Below are 19,324 nucleotides of genomic sequence, written 5' to 3'. Positions count from 1 at the left end.
CTTTCGGGAGGTCACGTCCTTCAAGATCGCGTTGTCGAGCATCGTCTCGGCGAGCAGCTTCTTCAGCTTCGCATTCTCGTCCTCGAGTGAGCGCAGCCGCTTGGCGTCCGAGACGTCCATGCCGCCGAACTTCGACTTCCACTTGTAGAAGGTGCCGCCGCTGATCCCGTGCTTACGGCAGACGTCCGCCGTCGGCCTACCCGCCTCCTGCTCCCGCAGGATGCCGATGATCTGCTCTTCCGAAAACCTACTCTTACGCATCGTCCGTCTCCTCTCTGGAGGTTACGGACTCTACCCAAATCTGGAGGAAATCGAGGGTCTCAGGTCACGACGCCAGATTTATTCAGCAGAACAATGAAACCCGCAGCGCAAAGGAATGTGGCTGCGAGGATCGTGGCGGGAGTGAGCCTGAGCAGGTTCATGAGGGATATGATCTAAGGCATGCCGCAAGGATTTGCAGCTTTGGGCTGATGGATGCCCCGTTAGCGTCTATGAAAATATATACGTAATGCCGTGTCTTAAAACGTGGGTCACGAAGCAGCGCCCTGCACTTTGTTTAGGTCCGGTCGCGCCCGTGTCAAGTGTCTCAACGGCCTAGTTCCTTTCTGGTCATGGCTAAGTTAGGGGGCAGAACGCCGTGTGCGATTGCGCCTTTCGGCTGCATGATTTCGCGGGGTTCTTGCCCCATCCCCGAAGGGCAAGTGCCGAGAATGTTTCAGAGACTCTGTCCGGCGCGGGCGGTGATGCCGCGCGGGAAAAGACGCCTCCTCTCTCTCCGAGCCGGCGGTCCGCAAGCTCCGACCGGCACTTGAGGGATGTCAAGCGGGAGCGCACGGACGTAACTATACTTCTTTCATCAAGTTTGCGCGAGCCCACGTTTCTTGTGGGGCCCGTCTCGTTGCCGCCGGTTGCACCAGAAAGAAGAGAGACCATCATGACGTCCTTTGCCCAGAAAGTTGCGGTGGTTTTTGTTGTGACGGCGGGGTTGAGCCCCCTCGCGGCGGCGGCCGAATACGAGATCGGCGCAGCGCAGGTCATCCACGGCATGGAGGTCGCCGCAGTCTATCTCCAGCCTGTGGAGATGGAGCCGGAAGGCATGATGCTGGCGGCTGCCAAATCTGACATTCACCTCGAGGCCGATATCCACGCGGCCGCCGACAACAAGAACGGCTTCGAGGATGGCACATGGATCCCTTATCTTTCTGTTCGATACGAGTTGAGCAAAGCCGGCGGTGAGACGGTTTCCGGAGATCTCATGCCGATGGTAGCGAGCGACGGGCCGCACTACGGAGACAACGTGAAGCTCTCCGGACCAGGCTCGTACAAATTGCGTTTCACTGTGAGCCCGCCAGGCGGCACAGCCCATGCGCATTTCGGCCGTCACATCGATCGCGAAACGGGCGTCGGCGAATGGTTCAAGCCGTTCTCGGTCGACTATGAGTTCGTGTTCGCCGGCACAGGTAAGAAAGGTGCTTATTGATCGCCAGGCGATGACGCGCGCAGGGGGCGCGATCCCGGTGGCGGCGTGCACGCCGCCCCGGGATCTGTGGCGTGGGATCGGCGCTTGGCTGCTGGCCAATCAGCATGTGATCCGAAGAGTTCAATGGGGTGTGATCGCGGCTTACCTCGTGCTGCTGATCGTTCCCGCAGCGCTTCCGCTTCCGGATCGTTTCTCCCATATCTCGAACAATTTCACGCTGTTTGCCCAGTTCGTATTCTGGGGACTTTGGTGGCCGTTTGTGCTGCTCAGCGTGGTTCTGGCAGGGCGCGCCTGGTGCGGTCTCTTCTGTCCCGAAGGCGCCTTGAGCGAATGGGCAAGCCGGCATGGCCAGGGCCGTGCCATTGCCTCTTGGGTGACATGGCGAGGATGGCCGCTCGCGGCCTTCGTTTGTACGACGGTCTACGGGCAGATGGTCAGCGTCTATCAGTATCCTTCGGCGGCGCTGGTCGTTCTCGGCGGCTCGACGGTTGCGGCGGTTCTCGTCGGAGCGACGTTCGGGCGGGCCAAGAGGGTGTGGTGCCGCTTCCTCTGTCCGGTGAGCGGCGTGTTCGGCGTGCTCGCGAAGCTATCGCCTTTCCACTTTGCCGTGGATGCCGAGGCTTGGCAGGCGTCACACAACGTGCCGAAGAGCCAGCTCCCGCGTGTCAATTGCGCGCCGCTCGTTCCGATCCGCACCATGCGCGGTGCGAGCCAATGCCACATGTGCGGACGCTGCAGCGGGTTTCGCGGCGCCGTCGGGCTGGTTCGCCGTTCGCCCAATCATGAAATCGTCGAGGTGGCTGGCGACACGGCGGATGCGTGGGAGACCGCGCTCATCGTCGTCGGCATGATCGGCATCGCGGGGGGCGCCTTCCAGTGGTCGGTCAGTCCGTGGTTCGTCGCCTTGAAGCAGAGCCTCGCCGCCTGGCTGGTCGGCCATGGTACGCTGTGGCCACTGGAGGCAACGGCGCCGTGGTGGATCCTTACGAACTATCCCGCAAATAACGACGTTCTAACGCTGCTCGATGGTGCTCTACTCGTTGTCTACGTCGCGACGGCCGCGGCTTTCTTAAGTCTCTTCATCTCGCTAGCCCTTGCCGGTGCCACGCGAGTGCTCGGTCACTGGTCCTGGCAGCGCTTTCATCATCTGGCGCAGGGGCTTATTCCGATCGCGGGCTGCGGGATCTTCCTTGGATTGTCGAGTTTATCGGTCACTCTTCTACGCGCGGAAGGCGTGCAGCTCGCTTGGGTCGGGTCGGTCCGCATGGCTCTGCTCGCGGGAGCCTTCCTCTGGTCGCTGGCGTTGGCCGCCGCGATTTGCCGCCGCTATGCGCATTCGAAGGTGCGTTACGCGACGGCGCTTCTGGCCTTTACGCTGGGGGCCGCCGTCGCGAATGCGAGCCCCGTCCTGCTGTTCTGGGTGTGGTGAAAACTCTCCGAACACCACAGAGATAGAGAGCACCGCCGCTGGAACCAATCGTGCCGGCTCGGGCGTTCTCATTGGCATGGACGAGATCGTGGAACAGGCTCGAAAATTTGCGTACCAGCGTCATGGCTTCGGGCGCCGCAAGCACGAGGATGGGCTTCACACCGAGCATCTCGAGCGGGTCGTGGCGCTGTTGAGGGATTACGGCTACGATGCGCCTGCAATCCTTGCTGCGGCCTATCTGCACGATGCGGTCGAGAAGGCTTCGGTGAGCCTCGCGGAGATCGCAGAGTCCTTTGGTCCCGACATAGGCGAGATCGTATTCTGGCTGACGGACGCGCCGGGCGAAGCGGACCCTTTTCAAAAGGTGGTGTCGGCGTGGCGTCTCTCCAGGGCGCCCCTGGCCGCGAAAGTGATCAAGCTTGCTGATCTCATCGACAACACGCGGACCATCCTAGCCCATGATCCCGCATATGCGGAGACCTACCTGGCGAAGAAGGCTCTGATCCTGTCACACATGGCGCGCGTGGAGGGTGATGCGCTCACGAGGCTGCCGCTCTATGCGGAAGCGAGGGCGGGGCTCGGTGCGGAGGCGCCTTCGCGCGCGTGATGCGGCTCAGCGGTGCAGGCCGGGGGCTTCGTATCCCGTGCGCTCCACGTACTCGGTGTAGCCGCCCCCGTATTTGTGAATGCCGTCCGGCGTCAGCTCAAGCACCCGATTGGAGAGGGCCGCGAGGAAGCGCCGGTCGTGGGAGACGAACAGCATCGCGCCTTCGTATTGGGAAAGGGCAACGATCAGCATTTCCTTCGTCGCCATGTCGAGATGGTTGGTCGGCTCGTCGAGGACCAGGAAATTTGGTGGATCGTAGAGCATCTTGGCCATGACGAGGCGGGCCTTCTCGCCGCCGGACAGCACGCGGCACCTTTTCTCCACGTCATCACCGGAGAAGCCGAAGCAGCCCGCGAGCGAGCGCAACGATCCCTGTCCGGCTTGCGGGAAGGAGTCTTCGAGCGACTGGAACACCGTGCGTTCCCCGTCGAGGATGTCCATGGCGTGCTGGGCGAAATAGCCCATCTTCACGCTGCCGCCGATGGTCACGGTTCCTGTGTCCGGTTGCGTCGTGCCGGCCACTAGCTTCAACAAGGTGGATTTTCCGGCGCCGTTGATGCCCATCACGCACCAGCGCTCCTTGCGGCGCACCTGGAAATCCAGTCCCTCGTAGATGCTGCGGCTGCCGTAGCCCTTGTGTACGTCCTTGAGGGTAACGACGTCCTCGCCGGAGCGTGGGGCTGGCGCAAATTCGAAGAGCACGGTCTGGCGGCGTTTCGGAGGCTCCACGCGGTCGATCTTGGCGAGCTGCTTCACGCGGCTTTGCACCTGTGCCGCATGGGAGGCGCGGGCCTTGAAGCGCTCGATGAACTTGATCTCCTTGGCCAGCATGGCCTGCTGGCGATCGAACTGCGCCTGCTGCTGCTTTTCGTTCAGGGCGCGCTGCTGCTCGTAGAATTCGTGATTGCCCGAATAGGTGGTGAGGGTTCCGCCGTCGATCTCGACGATCTTCGTCACGATGCGGTTCATGAACTCGCGGTCGTGCGAGGTCATCAGCAGCACGCCGTCGTAACCCTTGAGGAAATCCTCGAGCCAGATGAGGCTTTCGAGATCGAGATGGTTGCTCGGCTCGTCGAGCAGCATGGCGTCCGGCCGCATAAGCAGCACACGAGCGAGCGCGACGCGCATCTTCCAGCCGCCGGACAACGCGCCCACGTCGCCGTCCATCATCTCCTGGCTGAACGAGAGGCCCGCCAGCACTTCGCGCGCCTTTCCTTCGAGTGCGTAGCCGCCAAGCTCCTCGAAGCGGCCTTGCACCTCGCCATAGCGCTCGATGATGCTTTCCATCTCGTCCGCGCGGTCCGGATCGGCCATCGCGGCTTCCAGCTCCTTGAGCTCGGCGGCTACCTCGCTCACGGGACCGGCGCCGTCCATCACCTCCGACACGGCGCTGCGGCCAGCCATTTCGCCGACATCCTGGCTGAAGTAGCCGATCGTCACGCCGCGATCGACGGCCACCTGGCCTTCATCCGGCTGCTCCTCGCCGATGATCATCCGGAAGAGGGTGGTCTTGCCTGCTCCGTTGGGGCCGACGAGGCCAACCTTCTCGCCTCTGTTGAGAGCGGCGGACGCCTCGACGAAGAGGATCTGGTGGCCGTTCTGCTTGCCGATATTGTCGAGGCGAATCATATGCGGAGGGGTCCCTGGAGCAAATCCAGCGCACCCTTAGGCCATGCAGCGGGCGCAGGGAAGGGGCCTGTCCGCTCCCGGATATGGAGCCGCAGCGAAGAGCCGCAGGAAGGCGGCTTCGCGCTAGCCCGATGCGTCCTCGCCTTGCGCGTCACGTGCTGCCTGGGCGGGCGCGGCTTTCCGGCTGAGCAGCGGGTCCTGCAACACGACCGTGCGCGTTCCCGTGGGCGTGCGGTTGAAGAGGTCGATCGCGTCATGGTCGAGCAGGCGGATGCAGCCGCTGGATGTCGCCTTGCCGAGCGTCGAGGGGCGCCCGCCGCCGTGAATGCGATAGAGCGTGTCGCGGCCGTCCTGGTAGAGATAGAGAGCGCGTGCGCCGAGAGGATTTTCGGGGCCGCCGGGCATGCCGCGCGCATAGGGTGCGGTGCGCGGATCGCGCGCGACCATTTCGGCGGGGGGCGTCCATGTGGGCCATTCTGCCTTGCGCGCGATGGTGGCGGTGCCGTTCCAGCCGAAGCCTTCTCGTCCTACCTCTATTCCGTAGCGCATCGCCCGGCCGTTACCGCTGACGAGATAGAGATATCGCCGGGGCGTATCGACAACGATTGTGCCCGCGGGCTCCGCGGTTTCGTAGCGCACCAGCTGGCGGCGGAACTTGGGATCGAGCTTTTCGAGATCGGCCGCGGGGATGGGGAAGCGCTCGCGAGGCAGGGCCGCATAGTTCCTGCGGTCGGCCTCGCTCACATCGTAGGCGACGCCGAGCCAATCCAAATCCATGTTGCCGGAGGCACAGCCCGACAAAGACGCGGCCAGGCCGACGAGAAACAACCTTCGGTGCAACATGTCATGATCCCCCAACTGGCATACGTGACCCCAACGACGCGTGAGGCCACGTGCCGCCGCATGTGCGTGCAGACGCATCTCGCGTTCCGTGCGGCGTATGCCTAACGGTCCAGATTAAGGGAAACTTAAGGGCCACCGAGACCGGGAACGGCGGCGTTTTTATTCGCCGAGCGTGGTGCTTCGGCCGCTATCGCAGGAATTTCCGGAAGCGGCGGAGCGAGAACGCGAACAGGATGCTGCCGATCGTGAGGAGCGCGACGAACTGCGGCCAGACCACATCCAGCCCGGCGCCTCGGAACAGAATAGTTTGTGCCAGGATGACGAAATGCGTGTTCGGCGCGGCCAGCATGATGAACTGAATGATCTCAGGCATGCTTTCGCGTGGGGTGACGCCGCCGGACAGGAGCTGCAGCGGCAGGAGGACGAGCATGAGCAGCAAGCCGAACTGCGGCATGGTTCCGGCGACAGTGGCCAGGAAGATGCCCATGCTCGTGGTGGCGAAGAGATGGAGCGCGGCGCCAACGAGGAACAGCGCGATCGATCCTTCGACGGGAACGGAGAGCAAGCCCTCTACGATGACAAAGAGAGAGAACGCCGACGCCAGCAGCACGACGATGCCCATGGACCAGATCTTGCTGATCATGATTTCGGTAGGCGTAACCGGCATGACGAGAAGGTGCTCGATGGTGCCGTGCTCGCGCTCGCGGATGAGGGCTGCACCCGTGAGCACGATCGACAGCATGGTGATGGCCATGATGACGTTCGTGACGGAGCCGAACCACCCTTTGTTCATTTCCTGATTGAAGCGGGAGCGCAGCGTCAGCTCGACTGGCAGAACGGTGTTGGTCCGGTGACGGCTCAGAAACTCGCTCACCTCGCTCGAAACGATGGACTGCACATAGCCGCCGCCGCTGAACGCCTGCGTCATACGGGTGGCGTCGATGTTGAGCTGAATGGTCGGCGATCTTCCGGCGAGGAGATCGCGCTGGAAATTCGGTGGAATGTCGAGGGCGAATGTGTCGACCCCGGAATCCATCCGCACGTCCATCTCGTGCTGCGAGATCAGCGCAGGCGCCAGGAAGTATGGAGGATAGAAGGCCGAAACGATGCGGGTGGATACGGGGGACCGGTCCTCGTCCACGATTGCGATCGGCGCCTGATTGAGCGTTTCCGGCATCGCGCGGGAGGCTGTGTAGATCGAGATCGTGAAGGCGTAGACGATCAAAACCAGAAGCATGGGATCGCGGAGAAGACCGCGAAGCTCCTTGATGCCAAGCTGGAAGATATTACTCCGGTGCATGATCATGTCGCCTGCTTCTTGAGGAGGCTCGCGCCGAGGCCGATCAGGATCGGGCCCGAGATCAGGAGCGGAACGAAGCTTCCCGCCAGGTCTCGGAATTCCAGCGCCTTCGAGAATGTCCCGCGGGCTATGGTGACGAAATAGGTGGTCGGGTAGATCTGTCCGATCAGTGCACCGGCGCCTTGCAGCGAGGAGACGGGGTCGATGATGCCGCAGTACTGCACGGCGGGAATGAGCGTGAGCAGGGCAGTGCCGAAGATGGCGGCGATCTGGCTCTTCATGAAGGTGGAGAGCAGAAGCCCGAACGCGGTGGTCACCGCCACATAGATGAGTGCGGCGGACGCCAGGGTGAGGAAGCTTCCGGTGAAGGGCACGCGGAACGCGAACACCGCGAAGCCGGCCAGCAGGAAGAAGTTGAACATGCCGAGGGCGATGTAGGGGATCTGCTTGCCGATGAGGAATTCAAGCCGTGTGACCGGCGTCACGTAGAAATTGATGATCGAGCCCAGCTCCTTCTCGCGCACGACGCTGAGGACCGAGAGCATCGCCGGGATCATGAGAAGCAGAAGCGGGATCACCGCCGGGACCATGGCCACGAGGCTCTGGATGTCGGGATTGTAGCGGTAGCGGAGAGCGAGCTGGAAATCGCCAATGGTGGCGGCGTCGCCGTAGATCTCGCGTGATTTCTGCGCGAGCCAGGTTGCGTGCATGCCTTGCACGTAGCCGCGGACGTTCTCGGCGCGCGTCGGCATGGCCCCGTCGATCCACGCGCCGATCTCGACAGGGTCGCCACGCGCCGTATCGCGGCCGAAGCCGGGCGGGATCTCGATGGCGAGGCTGATCTCGCCGTTCCGCATGCGGCGATCGAGGTCGGCGTAGTCGGTGATCGGAGCCTTCTCGGTGAAGTAGCGGGATCCGGCGATCTGGAGGGTATAGTCGCGGCTCACCGTGGTGTCGTCGCGGTCCAGAACCGCGAAAGTCAGGTTCTCGACGTCCATGTTGATGCCGTAGCCGATCACGAACATCAGGATGACGCTGCCGATGGTGGCGAGCGCGCCGCGAATGGGATCGCGCTGCAGCTCGAGCGATTCGCGTTTCGTGTAGGCGAACATGCGCCGGAAATCGAAGAGGTGGCGGAGGCCGCGCGAAGCCGACGTCTTGCGGGGTATTGGTTTGGGCTCGGACGCAGAGAGGGTCTCTGGCGGCGCCTTCTCTTTCTCTTTCGCTTCGCCGATGGCGTCCTCGAGATAGGCGACGAAGGCTTGCTCGAGCGTGTGGGCGGAGCGTTTTGCGACGATGGCGGCAGGGGTGTCGCTGATCAGTACCTTGCCCGCATGCATGAGCGAGATGCGATCGCAAAGCTCCGCCTCGTTCATAAAATGCGTCGAGACGAAGATGGTGACTTTATCTTTGCGGGAAAGGTCGGACAGGATTTGCCAGAAGGCATCTCGCGCGACGGGGTCCACGCCGGAGGTCGGCTCATCGAGGATGAGGATGTCGGGCGAGTGGATCATTGCGACGGCGAGTGAGAGGCGCTGGCGGATGCCCAGCGGCAGGGAATCCGGCAGGGCGTCCATCACCTCCGTGAGATCGAAGCGCTTCGCCATCTCCTCAATGCGGGCGGGGATCGCCTCCGGCTTCATCGCGAACAGGCGCGCGTGGAGGTCCAGGTTCTGCGCGACCGTCAGCTCCGTGTAGAGCGAGAAGGCCTGGGACATGTAGCCGACGCGGCGGCGCACCTCGATGTCCTTTGGGTCGACCTCCCGCCCGAACAGGCGGGCGATGCCGCTGGTAGCCGGTAGAAGACCGGTCAGCATCTTCATGGTCGTGGTCTTGCCGCATCCGTTGGATCCCAGAAATCCGAAGATCTCGCCTCTCTCTATGCGGAAGCTCACGTCGTCCACGGCCGTGAAGGTTCCGAAGCGCATGGTGAGGTGCTCGGCTTCGATGGCGATCTCGCCGTCGTCGGCCGGATCGCGCGGCGGAATAATCACCTCGCGGTGGCCTTGGCGCATTTCCTCGGGAAGCAGCGCGATGAAGGCCGCGTCGAGATTGGGGGCGCCGGTTTTGGCAAGAAGATCCTGCGGCGTGCCGGTCGCCAGCACGCGCCCCGCATCCATGGCGACCAGCCAATCGAAGCGCGCTGCCTCCTCCATGTACGCGGTGGCGACAACGACGCTCATTCCCTCGCGGCTCGCGCGGATGGAGTCGATCAGCTCCCAGAACTGACGGCGGGACAGAGGATCAACGCCGGTCGTCGGCTCGTCGAGAATGAGGAGATCGGGGTCGTGAATGAGAGCGCAGCACAGGCCGAGCTTCTGCTTCATGCCGCCGGAGAGTTTCGCGGCAGGCCGGTCGGCAAAGGGACTGAGGCCGGTCCGCGCGAGCAATTCGGCGATGCGCCGCTCGCGCTCGTGGCGGGCGTGCCCGAAGAGACGCCCGAAGAAATCGACGTTCTCGAAGACGGAGAGTGTCGGATACAGGTTCTTGCCGAGGCCCTGCGGCATGTAGGCGATGCGTGGACACGCCGCTTGCCGATGGCGGACCTCGGCCATGTCGCCGTCCAGCACCTCGATGTGGCCGCTCTGAATGGCGCGCGCCCCCGCGACGAGAGCGAGCAGGCTGGATTTGCCAACGCCGTCGGGGCCGATAAGGCCCACCATGCATCCGGACGGGAGGTCGAGGGTGATGCCGTCGAGCGCGCGGATCTTGCCGTATGTGAGCGCGACGCCTTCGAGGCGCGCGACCGGGGGACGGACGTCGGGCGTGCTGTCTCGGGGGGCTACGTTCATTTGACAAGATTTTCCGAAAGCCGCTTCGGCCATTCCGCTTCCGGATCGAGCTTGACGTAGGCCATGCCGGGAAGGCCGGTCTTCACCTGTTGGATGTGCTTACGGAGCAATTCGGGAGGGATCTGAGCCTTGATGCGGAACATCAGCTTCTGGCGCTCCTCCTCCGTCTCCACCGTCTTGGGCGTGAACTGGGCGACGTCGGCTACGAACGACGCGTTGGCGGGGATGACATATTGAGGTGCGGCGTCCAAGACGAGGCGGATCTCGGTGCCAAGCGCGACGCGGCCTGCCTGGCTGGTGGGCAGGAAGAACGTCATGTAGACGTCGCCGAGATCGACCATATTGAGGACACGTCCGCCGGCAGAGAGCACTTCTCCGGGCTGGGCGACGCGATACTGTACGCGGCCGTCGCGCGGGGCCTTCAGCGTGCTGTCGTTGATCTCGACGGTCAGGCTCTCGATGGCTGCGCGGGCCGCTTCGACCGAGGCCTCGGCGTCGACCACGAGGGCCTTGGCCGCGCTGATGGCGGCTTCGGTCGCGGCCTGCTGTGCCTTGGCTGCTCCGACGGCGGCCTTCGCGCCCTGCTCCGTCGCGCGATCGTTGTCGAGAACCTGCTGGGAGACATTGTCCTGTTTGGCCAGAACCTCGGATCTTGCGAGCTTGCGTTCGGCCGCGTCGAGCTGGGCTTCCTGTTGCGCGACGACGGCGATGGCCGCCGTCCGCTCGGCTTCACGCTGCACTACGACGCTCTTTGCGGTCTCGACGCCGATCATGGCGCGGCGAAGCTGGGCTTCCGCTTGGCGGCGCTGCGCTTCGAGCTGATCGGTATCCATGCGGGCGAGCACCTGGCCGATGGTGACGAAGTCTCCTTCGTCGGCCAGGATTTCCTTGATGCGGCCCGCGGTCTTCGTGGAGATGTCGATCTCGACCGCCTCGATGCGGCCGTTGCCTTTGGCGATCCCATCCGGAAGATCACCTGCGGTGAGCTTGTGCCAAGAGAAGTATCCGACGGCGATAGCGGCCAAGGCCGCGACGGCGAGCGTGCGGTTGCTCCAACCGAAGCGGCTGGGGCGGTCGGCGACGTGCGCGATCCTCTGGTAAGCGGAGCGGAGAGCGTCGGCCGCGCTGGCCAAGGCGCTGGGTCGTTGATCAGCCATCAGTGTTTCTCCGGGTCTCTAGGCCCCGCGCGGCGGGGGGACTTCGTCCGGGCGCTCGCAGGTTTGGGTCGTAGCGTATGTCGGCGACGGTATCGCATCTTGTTGCGACAGTCCTATTTGCACACCGCATACCTGCATTGATGGAGATCAACAGCCGTTGACCGGAGCGGATGGTAAGGATGCGGTGAGTGATTGGCTGTCACGGGTTCGAGGACCGGATGAGGAAGAAGCCAGCAGCACAGCCGGCGAGAGACACGCGGGAGCGAATTCTTGAGGCCGCCATCCGGCAGTTCTCGCGGCGTTCCTACGAGCAGACCGGCCTGCGCGACATCGCGACCGATGTTGGTGTGGATGTGGCTTATGTTCATCGCTGCTTCGGCTCGAAGGAGAATTTGTTTGCCGAAGCCCTGCGTGCGGCGATCGGGACAGACCATATTTTTTCCTCTTCCGGCGGAGAGCTGCCTGCTGCGCTCGCCAGGCAGGCGTTCGCGCGGGAGGACCGGCGCTCGCGCGAAAGAGCGGGGCCGCTCGACATCGTGGTTCGGTCCTTGACGAGCCCGAAAGCGGCGTCGATCCTGCGGGACTACATCGTGAACGATTTCGTGGAGCCGCTCAGCGCGAAGCTGCGCAAGCCTGCGCAGCAAAGGGCGGCCCTGATCGCCGCGTTTCTGGCGGGTGTCGGCATTCTCCGCAACGTGCTCGAGATCGCGCCGCTTCGCGAGAGCGGAGGCGGGGAACTTGAGGACCTGGTTGCGAGCATCATTGCGACCATCGGGACAGTGGCGCCCGCGCCCCGGCGAACCTGAGGGGCTTGTGACTTTGGTTTTGTTCCGCCTCGGATCGAGGCGTGGCATTTTTTCATCAACGATGAGGTCTCGATGCTTCCTCAAGCTCCTCCCACCGCGCATGGCACCCGCTACGAAGCCTTCATCCAGAAAGCGCGTGATCTTCCGCCGATTCAGGCGGCCATCGTCCATCCCTGCTCGCCGGAGGCCGTGCGCGCGGCTGTGGAGGTGCGGGACGAGCGGCTTCTCGTTCCGCTTCTCGTCGGTCCGGAAGCCAAGATCCGGGCGGCGGCGGATGTGGCGGGCGTTTCGCTCGATGGGATCAGCATCGAATCCGTCCCGCACAGTCACGCCGCTGCGGCGCGCGCGGTGGAGATCGCCGTCGCTGGAGACGTCGAGGTGTTGGTGAAGGGCAGTCTCCATACCGATGAATTGCTGGGTGCCGTCGTGGCGCCGACGTCCGGCTTGCGCACCGAGCGGCGTATCAGTCACGTCTATGCGATGGATGTGCCTGCCTATCCCAAGCCTATTCTGATCACGGATGCGGCCATCAACATCCAGCCCACGCTTGAGCAGAAGCGGGACATTTGTCAGAACGCCATCGATCTCTTGCATACGCTCGGACTGAAAGAGCCGCTCGTTGCGGTCCTTGCGGCGGTGGAGACGGTGAACTCGAAGATGCCGGCGACGCTCGATGCGGCCGCGCTGACGGTGATGGCCTCTCGCGGCCAGATCACGGGCGCGAAAGTGGACGGTCCGCTCGCCTTCGACAACGCGATCAGCCTCGAGGCGGCCCGCACCAAAGGGATCGTGTCACCTGTTGCGGGACAGGCCGACGTTCTCGTGGTGCCCGATCTCGAAGCGGGGAACATGCTGGCCAAGCAGCTCATCTACTTCGCGGGAGCGACCGCCGCCGGTCTCGTGCTCGGCGCACGCGTTCCCATCGTGCTGACGAGCCGGGCCGATCCCATGAGCGCGCGCATTGCGTCGGCCGCGCTCGCGAAACTCGTTGCCGCGCTGCGGCCCATGGAAAGGCTTCCTGCCGAATGAGCGACCAACTTCTGATCACTTTCAATGCTGGCTCGTCCACCGTGAAGATCGGGGTGTTCGAGCGAGACGGATCTGCGCCGCGGAGGCTCGCTAAGGGCGTCATCGATTTCCGGAAGGCGCCTCTCACCTTTCACCTTGTCGAAGGTCCTGAGGTGTTCGATGTTGAACTCAGTGCGCGAGCGTCCGACGACCTGAGCGAGGTTCTGGCCGAGACGTTCGGGTTTGTCGGCAAGCACTTCGATCTCAGCAAAGTATCGGCCGCGGGGCATCGCGTCGTTCACGGCGGAGATGCGTTCTCGGGACCCGTGGTGATTGACGACGCTGCGCTCAGCGCCATGGACGCGCTCACGAAGCTCGCGCCGCTGCACCAGCCGCAGAGCCTGCGCGTTATCCGGGCCATCCGGCAGCTCCGCCCCGAGCTTCCGCAGTCGGCGTCGTTCGATACGGCCTTCCATCGCAGCAACGATCCGATCGTGCAGCGCTTCGCCATTCCCCGCGCGATGCATGACGAAGGCATCAAGCGCTACGGGTTTCACGGGCTCTCTTATGCGTCCATATCCGGGTCGCTCTCGCGGAGGTTCCCGACTGTGGCGCACGGCAAGGTGATTGCGGCGCATCTCGGCAGCGGGGCGAGCCTCTGCGCGCTCGATGGCGGGGCAAGCCGTGATACCAGCATGGGGTTCTCGACGCTCGACGGAATTCCGATGGCGACGCGGTGCGGCGCGCTCGATCCGGGCGTCTTGCTGCATCTCCTGGGCGACAAGAAGCTTCCTTTGAACGAGGTCGAGGCTATTCTCTATCATCGGTCCGGACTGCTCGGCGTTTCGGGGATCAGCGCGGACAGCCGCGAACTTCTGGAGAGCGCCGCGCCGGAAGCATGGGAGGCGATAGAACTTTTCACGCTCAGGATCGCCGGGGAGATCGGCCGTCTCGCCATGAGCGCAGGGGGGCTCGATGCCATCGTGTTCACGGCCGGAATAGGTGAGAATCAGCCGCGCGTGCGCGCTGAAGTGTGCGCGCGGCTGGCATGGCTCGGCCTCGTGCTCGATCCCGAACGCAATGCGCAGAATGCCGAGGTCATCAGTGCGGCGGGGAGCCGGATCACCGTGCTCGTCATTCCCACGGACGAGGAGCACGTGATTGCGGCAGAGGCGTGCGCGGTTCTCGGCCGTGCGGCGTGACGGGGGAGACTGTCAGCAATCACTCGGCGGTGTGGCGCCTTTGAACAGCAAGCTCATCCATTGCGATGCTGCGTAAGCTGCGTTCATGCCTGCCGTCAAATGCGGTGTGCCGCTCATCATGTGCAACTTGACCTTAGCTCCGCCGCCGCAAAGTTCTTTCGCGTAGGCTCGCGTGATTTTTGGCCTCACGAGCTCGTCGGAGGTGCCTTGCGCGATGAACACGGGCATTCCGTGAGGCAGCATCCCCGTCGAGTTCTTCTGCATGATGTCGCGGATGCCGGCGTCTTTCGTCGGGTCGGAAGATAGGAAGTTGCGGGCAAGTGCGTGCTCGTCGCTGTCCTCCTTCATGAAGTCGGCAAGGTCGAGGATGCAATCGCTGGCCAGGCGGCCGAAGCTTCGTTCCGCATGGGGCACGACGAACTTGGAGAGTGGGAAGCCGAAGACGCGCGACCAGGAATAGAGTGCCATCGCCGTGAGGCTACGGCCGCTGCTCGTCTCGCGATCGGCGTCGAAGAGCTCGATAAGGTTGGTCGCGGGAGCTGCAGCGGCTACGCCGAGAAGCTCGATGTCGGGGGCGTAGGATCTTGCTTCGGCGCCCGTGAACAAGGCTGCGTGTCCGCCCTGTGAGTGTCCCCACACGACGAAGCGCTTGCCAGCGTGCACGTCCTTCAGGGTGCGTGCCGCCCGCACAGAGTCCAGCACGGCATGGGCCGCGCTTTTTCCGATAAGGTAGGGATGGGCGCCTGGGGCGCCGAGGCCCGGATAGTCCGTTGCGACGATGACGTAGCCTGCGTCGGTGAACTGGTCGATTCCCGGGATGGTGCCTGCGAGATCCGGCATCAGCGTCGGCGCGCAGCGCGTCACGACTCCGCTGGTGGGATGCGCCCATGCGATCACGGGGCGGGGCGAGGTGGCGCCGGCCGCGGGGAAGATGATCGCGGCGCTCACCGCGATCGGCTCGTCCTGCAATCCCGTCGAGCGATAGAGGACGCGGTAGCCTTTGTATCCGGCCTTTACGCCTCCTTCGAGTGGCCAGATGCGGAACACTGTGCCGGGCCTGGCGGCGGCCAGCTCGCCTGTGCCGACCTCGTCACGCGCGGCCGCGGGCGCTGGCGTCATGGCGATGGGGGCGAGGAGAAGTAGGATGATCGCCAAGAAGGCGTCTCTTCGGCTGCCGCGCCGTTTCCGTGCCCGCATTGTCACCAGCTCTCCCCGCTCGATGCGCACCATGTCATCGCCGCTTTATAAGACATGAATTTCGGCATTGCCGCGTCCGCGCGTTTCTTCTTCGTGCACGGCACGAGCAATCGGGAGCTGCGGCGTCCTTCGGCGCTGGGGCGACGGCGTGCGAACCACCCAGACAACCCACTTGCCAGAGGGGAGCGCGGCGGCTATTAAACGGATATTATAACATCCGTAAGTCGAGGTTCTCATGCCCCCGTACAACCGTGAACGCCTTCGGGCGGCCGTTCTGGCGTTTCCCGCCGCTGCTACCGTGATGGCCGTTTCTTCGGCCTCGGCGCAGAGCGTTACGGAGCTTCCTGCTATCGATGTGACGACGGCGAGCCCGATCGTGAAACCGAAGCGGTCCAAGCAGACGCTTCCGGAGGGGGATACCGCGCCTGCGGAAAGTGCGTCGCTTCCCGGCACAGCGCTCGATTTTGCGGATCATTCGTTCGTGGCGGTCACGACGATGAGCGAGAGCGAGATTGCGCCGATCAACGGGGCGACCATCACGGACGCGCTGGAGACGAAGCCCGGAATTTCGGGAACGTCCTTTGCGCCTGGTGCGAACAGGCCGATCATTCGCGGCCTTGACAGCTATCGCGTCCGCACGCAGGAGAACGGCATCGGCACGCATGATGTGGCTGCCATTTCCGAGGATCATGCGATCCCGATCAGCCCGGATTCTGCCGACCGCATCGAGGTCGTGCGTGGTCCCGCAACGCTGCGCTACGGTTCGCAGGCCATCGGCGGTGTCGTCTCGGTCGAGAACCAGCGTATTCCAACCTACATGCCGAAGGGCGGCTTCAGTGGCGCGCTCAAAGGCGGTGGCACGTCGGTGGACGACAGCAAGGACGGTGCATTCCGGGCCACTGCTGGCTCCCAAGGCATCGTGGTCCACGCAGACGGCTTCTGGCGCAAGGCGGACGACTACGAGTCTCCCAAGGGCACTGTCGAGAACAGCTTTGCCGACAGCAAGGGCGGTGCGCTGGGCGGCTCCATCGTGGGACCGGACGGATTTGTCGGCGTTTCGTTTTCCCGAATCGAAAGCCTTTACGGCATTCCCGGCGAGGAAGCGGAGGAGGGCGTCAACCCGCGTATCGACATGGTGCAGGACAAGGTGCTCGCGAAAGGCGAGTGGCGGGTCCGCGGCTCGGCCGTCGATGCGGTTCGCTTCTGGTTCGGAGCATCGGACTATGCGCACGACGAGCTTGCGATCCATGACCCCGGCGTCGAAGACGAGTTCGAGGTTGGCTCACGCTTCACCAACAAGGAGCAAGAGGCGCGCGTGGAGGTGCAACACGTTCCCGTGGGCACCGTGCTCGGCGAGCTGACCGGCGTGATCGGCGCTCACTGGAACAACCGCAAGACGCGCGGGCAAAGCTTCGAGGGTGAATCTCTGCTCGAGCCGGCCCACACGCAAAGCATCGCGGCGTTCTGGTTCGAGGAGCTTGCATTGACGCGGAAGCTCAGCGTCCAGGCTGCGGCTCGGATCGAGCATGCGACGATCGATGGTTCGGGGTGGGAGGAGTTCCACGGACATCGCGAGGCGCCGCCGGACGATCACGAATGGCATTTCCATTCGCATCGCTTCTCCGGAGAGCGTGACTTCACGCCGACGAGTGCGAGCCTTGGGCTTCTCTATCAGTTGCCACTTCAGACGGTGGCCCGTCTCACGGGGCAGTACGTCGAGCGTGCGCCCGATGCTGCGGAACTTTTCTCGAAGGGCATGCACGAGGCGACGGGGACGTTCGAGGTGGGCAATCCCGGACTCGATGTGGAGAAGGCGACAACGATCGAGGCGGGTCTCAAGAAGTCAGTGGGTGCTCTGCGTTTCGATGCGTCGGCCTACTACACCCGCTACAACGGCTTCATCTATCGCCAGCTCTCCGGACTCGAATGCGATGCGGAGGCGCATGGCGATCATTTCCATTGCTTTGACGAGGGCCACGCGGGTGGCGGCGGGCATGGCCATGGGCACGAGGCGTTCGATCTCGTCTTCTTTCAGCAGCGCGACGCGACGTTCTACGGCGCCGAGCTCGCGTTCCAATATGATGTGGCTCGCGTCTGGAAGGGCGTTTGGGGTGTCGACGGGCAGTACGACTTCGTGCGTGCCGAGTTCGACAACGGCGAGAACGTTCCCCGCATTCCTCCGCATCGTCTGGGTGGCGGCCTGTTTTATCGGGACGCCAACTGGTTTGCGCGGGCTGGTGTCCTGCACGCCTTCGATCAGAACGACTTCGGGGTGAACGAGATCGCGACGCCGGGCTACACGCTGGTTTCGGCGGAGATCAGCTACAGCGTTGCGGGGGAAGCCGTCGATGGCATCGTGCCGGTGGCCACCATCGGTCTCAAGGGTGAAAACTTGGCCGACGACGAAGTGCTCAATCACGCCTCGTTCAAACGCAGCGAGGATGTGCTGCTGCCCGGCGCCAGTGTGCGGGTGTTCGGATCGATCACGCTCAACTGACGGCAGACATAGCAAAACGGCTTCTGCGCAGATGGGATAAGCAGGGCCAGTAGTCTTGTGTATGGATGTTATAACGTCCGTGGCGAATTTGCGAGGTGGAGAATGGATAAGAAACTTGCGGCGCATCTCGAAGGAGTGGCGACAACACGCATCGACAGGCGTCTCCCCGTGACCGTGCTCTCCGGTTTTCTCGGGGCGGGCAAGACGACGCTCCTCAATCATGTGCTGAACAACCGCGACGGGCTCAAGGTCGCGGTGATCGTCAACGATATGAGCGAGGTGAACATCGACGCCGATCTGGTGGAGAAAGGCGGTGCCAATCTTTCGCGCACGGATGAGACGCTTGTCGAAATGTCGAACGGCTGCATTTGCTGCACGTTGCGCGACGATCTTCTGAAGGAGGTGCGCCGGCTCGCCGCGGAGCGCCGGTTCGATTATCTCCTGATCGAGTCGACCGGTATTGCCGAGCCTCTGCCTGTTGCCACGACCTTCGAGTTTCGCGACGAGGACGGCAGGAGCCTTTCGGATGTCGCGCGGCTCGATACCATGGTGACGGTGGTCGATGCAGCGCACCTGCTCAAGGATTATTCGTCGAGTGACTTTCTCAAGGATCGCGGAGAGGTGGCGGGCGAGGGAGACGAGCGCCCGCTGGTTCAACTGCTCGTGGATCAGATCGAGTTCGCCGACGTCATCGTTCTGAACAAGATCGATGTCGCGAGCCCGGATGCCATCGAGGCGGCGCGGTCCATCATCCGCTCGCTCAACTCGGATGCGCGGATCATCGAGACGAGCCATGCGCGCGTTTCATCGCGTGATATTCTCGATACGGGGCTCTTCAGCTTCGAGACGGCGCATCGTCATCCGACCTGGTTCAAGGAGCTGAACGGCTTCAAGGACCACAAGCCCGAAACGGAGGAGTATGGGATCTCCAGTTTCGTCTACCGCGCGCGAGGGCCGTTCGAGCCCGCGAAGCTTCATGCCTTCTTCAGCAAGTCGTGGCCCGGCGTCATTCGCGCGAAGGGATTTTTCTGGCTTGCAACGCGGCCACAGTGGGTTGGCGAGCTCGCGCAGGCGGGTGCGCTCGTCCAGCACGAGGCGATCGGCTACTGGTGGGCGGCGGTACCCAGAAAGAACTGGCCGAAGGACGACGACCTTGTCGGCCGCATCAACAAGACCTGGCACAAGCTGTGGGGCGACCGGCGCCAGGAGATCGTGTTCATCGGCACGCCTGAGATGGACAAGGTGGCCATGATGGCGGCGCTCGACGCCTGCCTTCTGCCGATTCCGGCGGAGGGCACTCTCGATACGAGCCAGTGGGCGGATCTGCCGGATCCGTTCCCGGAGTGGGCGCGGGAAGCCGCGTAAGCGCGGCGCTAA

General features: G+C 63.5%; 15 protein-coding genes. 8 read left to right on the top strand and 7 right to left on the bottom strand.

Annotation, left to right across the window (positions count from 1 at the left end):
* Positions 1 to 261 (bottom strand): transposase (locus tag F812_RS0116505; RefSeq protein ID WP_020087097.1); only part of this gene is annotated, 261 nt, incomplete at its 3' end.
* A 673-nt stretch (positions 262 to 934) separates the two neighbouring features.
* Between F812_RS0116505 and F812_RS0116500 the strand changes: the two genes are divergently transcribed.
* From F812_RS0116500 to F812_RS0116490, 3 genes are all read left to right on the top strand, one after another.
* Entirely contained in the window at positions 935 to 1,480 is a 546-nt protein-coding gene (locus tag F812_RS0116500; protein ID WP_020087096.1) for an iron transporter, read from the top strand.
* A 10-nt stretch (positions 1,481 to 1,490) separates the two neighbouring features.
* Positions 1,491 to 2,909, top strand: coding sequence for a 4Fe-4S binding protein (locus F812_RS0116495; protein ID WP_020087095.1), 1,419 nt, complete (start codon positions 1,491 to 1,493; stop codon positions 2,907 to 2,909).
* Positions 2,910 to 2,985: 76 nt separating this feature from the next.
* The gene (locus F812_RS0116490; protein WP_020087094.1) at positions 2,986 to 3,516 is read left to right on the top strand and encodes an HD domain-containing protein; all 531 of its coding nucleotides are present in this window, start codon (positions 2,986 to 2,988) and stop codon (positions 3,514 to 3,516) included.
* 6 nt (positions 3,517 to 3,522) lie between these two features.
* On the opposite strand, the gene F812_RS0116485 is transcribed toward F812_RS0116490, so the two are convergent.
* From F812_RS0116485 to F812_RS0116465, 5 genes are all read right to left on the bottom strand, one after another.
* Positions 3,523 to 5,145, bottom strand: a complete 1,623-nt coding sequence (locus F812_RS0116485; protein ID WP_020087093.1) for an ABC-F family ATP-binding cassette domain-containing protein — start codon at positions 5,143 to 5,145, stop codon at positions 3,523 to 3,525.
* Positions 5,146 to 5,268: 123 nt separating this feature from the next.
* Positions 5,269 to 5,988 carry a L,D-transpeptidase gene (locus F812_RS24305; protein ID WP_040498537.1) on the bottom strand — a complete coding sequence of 240 codons (720 nt, stop codon included), beginning with the start codon at positions 5,986 to 5,988 and terminating at the stop codon, positions 5,269 to 5,271.
* Between the two features lie 187 nt (positions 5,989 to 6,175).
* Positions 6,176 to 7,288 (bottom strand): ABC transporter permease, encoded by a 1,113-nt coding sequence (locus F812_RS0116475; protein ID WP_026868206.1) that lies wholly within the window; start codon positions 7,286 to 7,288, stop codon positions 6,176 to 6,178.
* A 2-nt stretch (positions 7,289 to 7,290) separates the two neighbouring features.
* The gene (gene rbbA, locus F812_RS0116470; protein WP_020087090.1) at positions 7,291 to 10,080 is read right to left on the bottom strand and encodes a ribosome-associated ATPase/putative transporter RbbA; all 2,790 of its coding nucleotides are present in this window, start codon (positions 10,078 to 10,080) and stop codon (positions 7,291 to 7,293) included.
* The gene (locus F812_RS0116465; protein ID WP_083929221.1) at positions 10,077 to 11,237 is read right to left on the bottom strand and encodes an HlyD family secretion protein; all 1,161 of its coding nucleotides are present in this window, start codon (positions 11,235 to 11,237) and stop codon (positions 10,077 to 10,079) included. The genes rbbA and F812_RS0116465 overlap by 4 nt, the downstream gene beginning before the upstream one ends.
* 218 nt (positions 11,238 to 11,455) lie before the next feature.
* Here F812_RS0116465 and F812_RS24300 point away from each other — a divergent pair, with 218 nt between their 5' ends.
* From F812_RS24300 to F812_RS0116450, 3 genes are all read left to right on the top strand, one after another.
* A complete protein-coding gene (locus F812_RS24300) occupies positions 11,456 to 12,043 on the top strand; it encodes a TetR/AcrR family transcriptional regulator (protein ID WP_020087088.1) in 588 nt (195 codons plus the stop codon).
* 72 nt (positions 12,044 to 12,115) lie between these two features.
* Positions 12,116 to 13,072: a bifunctional enoyl-CoA hydratase/phosphate acetyltransferase gene (locus tag F812_RS0116455; RefSeq protein ID WP_020087087.1), complete on the top strand. Its 957-nt coding sequence runs from the start codon at positions 12,116 to 12,118 to the stop codon at positions 13,070 to 13,072.
* The gene (locus tag F812_RS0116450; protein ID WP_020087086.1) at positions 13,069 to 14,253 is read left to right on the top strand and encodes an acetate/propionate family kinase; all 1,185 of its coding nucleotides are present in this window, start codon (positions 13,069 to 13,071) and stop codon (positions 14,251 to 14,253) included. Before F812_RS0116455 ends, F812_RS0116450 begins: the two co-directional genes overlap by 4 nt.
* 12 nt (positions 14,254 to 14,265) lie before the next feature.
* Here the strand turns inward: F812_RS0116450 and F812_RS0116445 are convergent, their stop codons facing one another.
* Positions 14,266 to 15,408, bottom strand: a complete 1,143-nt coding sequence (locus F812_RS0116445; RefSeq protein WP_026868205.1) for an alpha/beta fold hydrolase — start codon at positions 15,406 to 15,408, stop codon at positions 14,266 to 14,268.
* Between the two features lie 277 nt (positions 15,409 to 15,685).
* On the opposite strand from F812_RS0116445, the gene F812_RS0116440 reads away from it, so the two are divergent.
* The gene (locus F812_RS0116440; RefSeq protein WP_020087084.1) at positions 15,686 to 17,947 is read left to right on the top strand and encodes a TonB-dependent receptor; all 2,262 of its coding nucleotides are present in this window, start codon (positions 15,686 to 15,688) and stop codon (positions 17,945 to 17,947) included.
* A gap of 102 nt (positions 17,948 to 18,049) precedes the next feature.
* Positions 18,050 to 19,312: a zinc metallochaperone GTPase ZigA gene (gene zigA / locus F812_RS0116435; protein ID WP_020087083.1), complete on the top strand. Its 1,263-nt coding sequence runs from the start codon at positions 18,050 to 18,052 to the stop codon at positions 19,310 to 19,312.
* Positions 19,313 to 19,324 lie beyond the last annotated feature (12 nt).

Origin of the sequence: Hyphomicrobium zavarzinii ATCC 27496 (assembly GCF_000383415.1) — a bacterium.
Lineage (GTDB): Bacteria > Pseudomonadota > Alphaproteobacteria > Rhizobiales > Hyphomicrobiaceae > Hyphomicrobium_C > Hyphomicrobium_C zavarzinii.
This window is presented reverse-complemented; position numbering and strand designations above follow the sequence as displayed.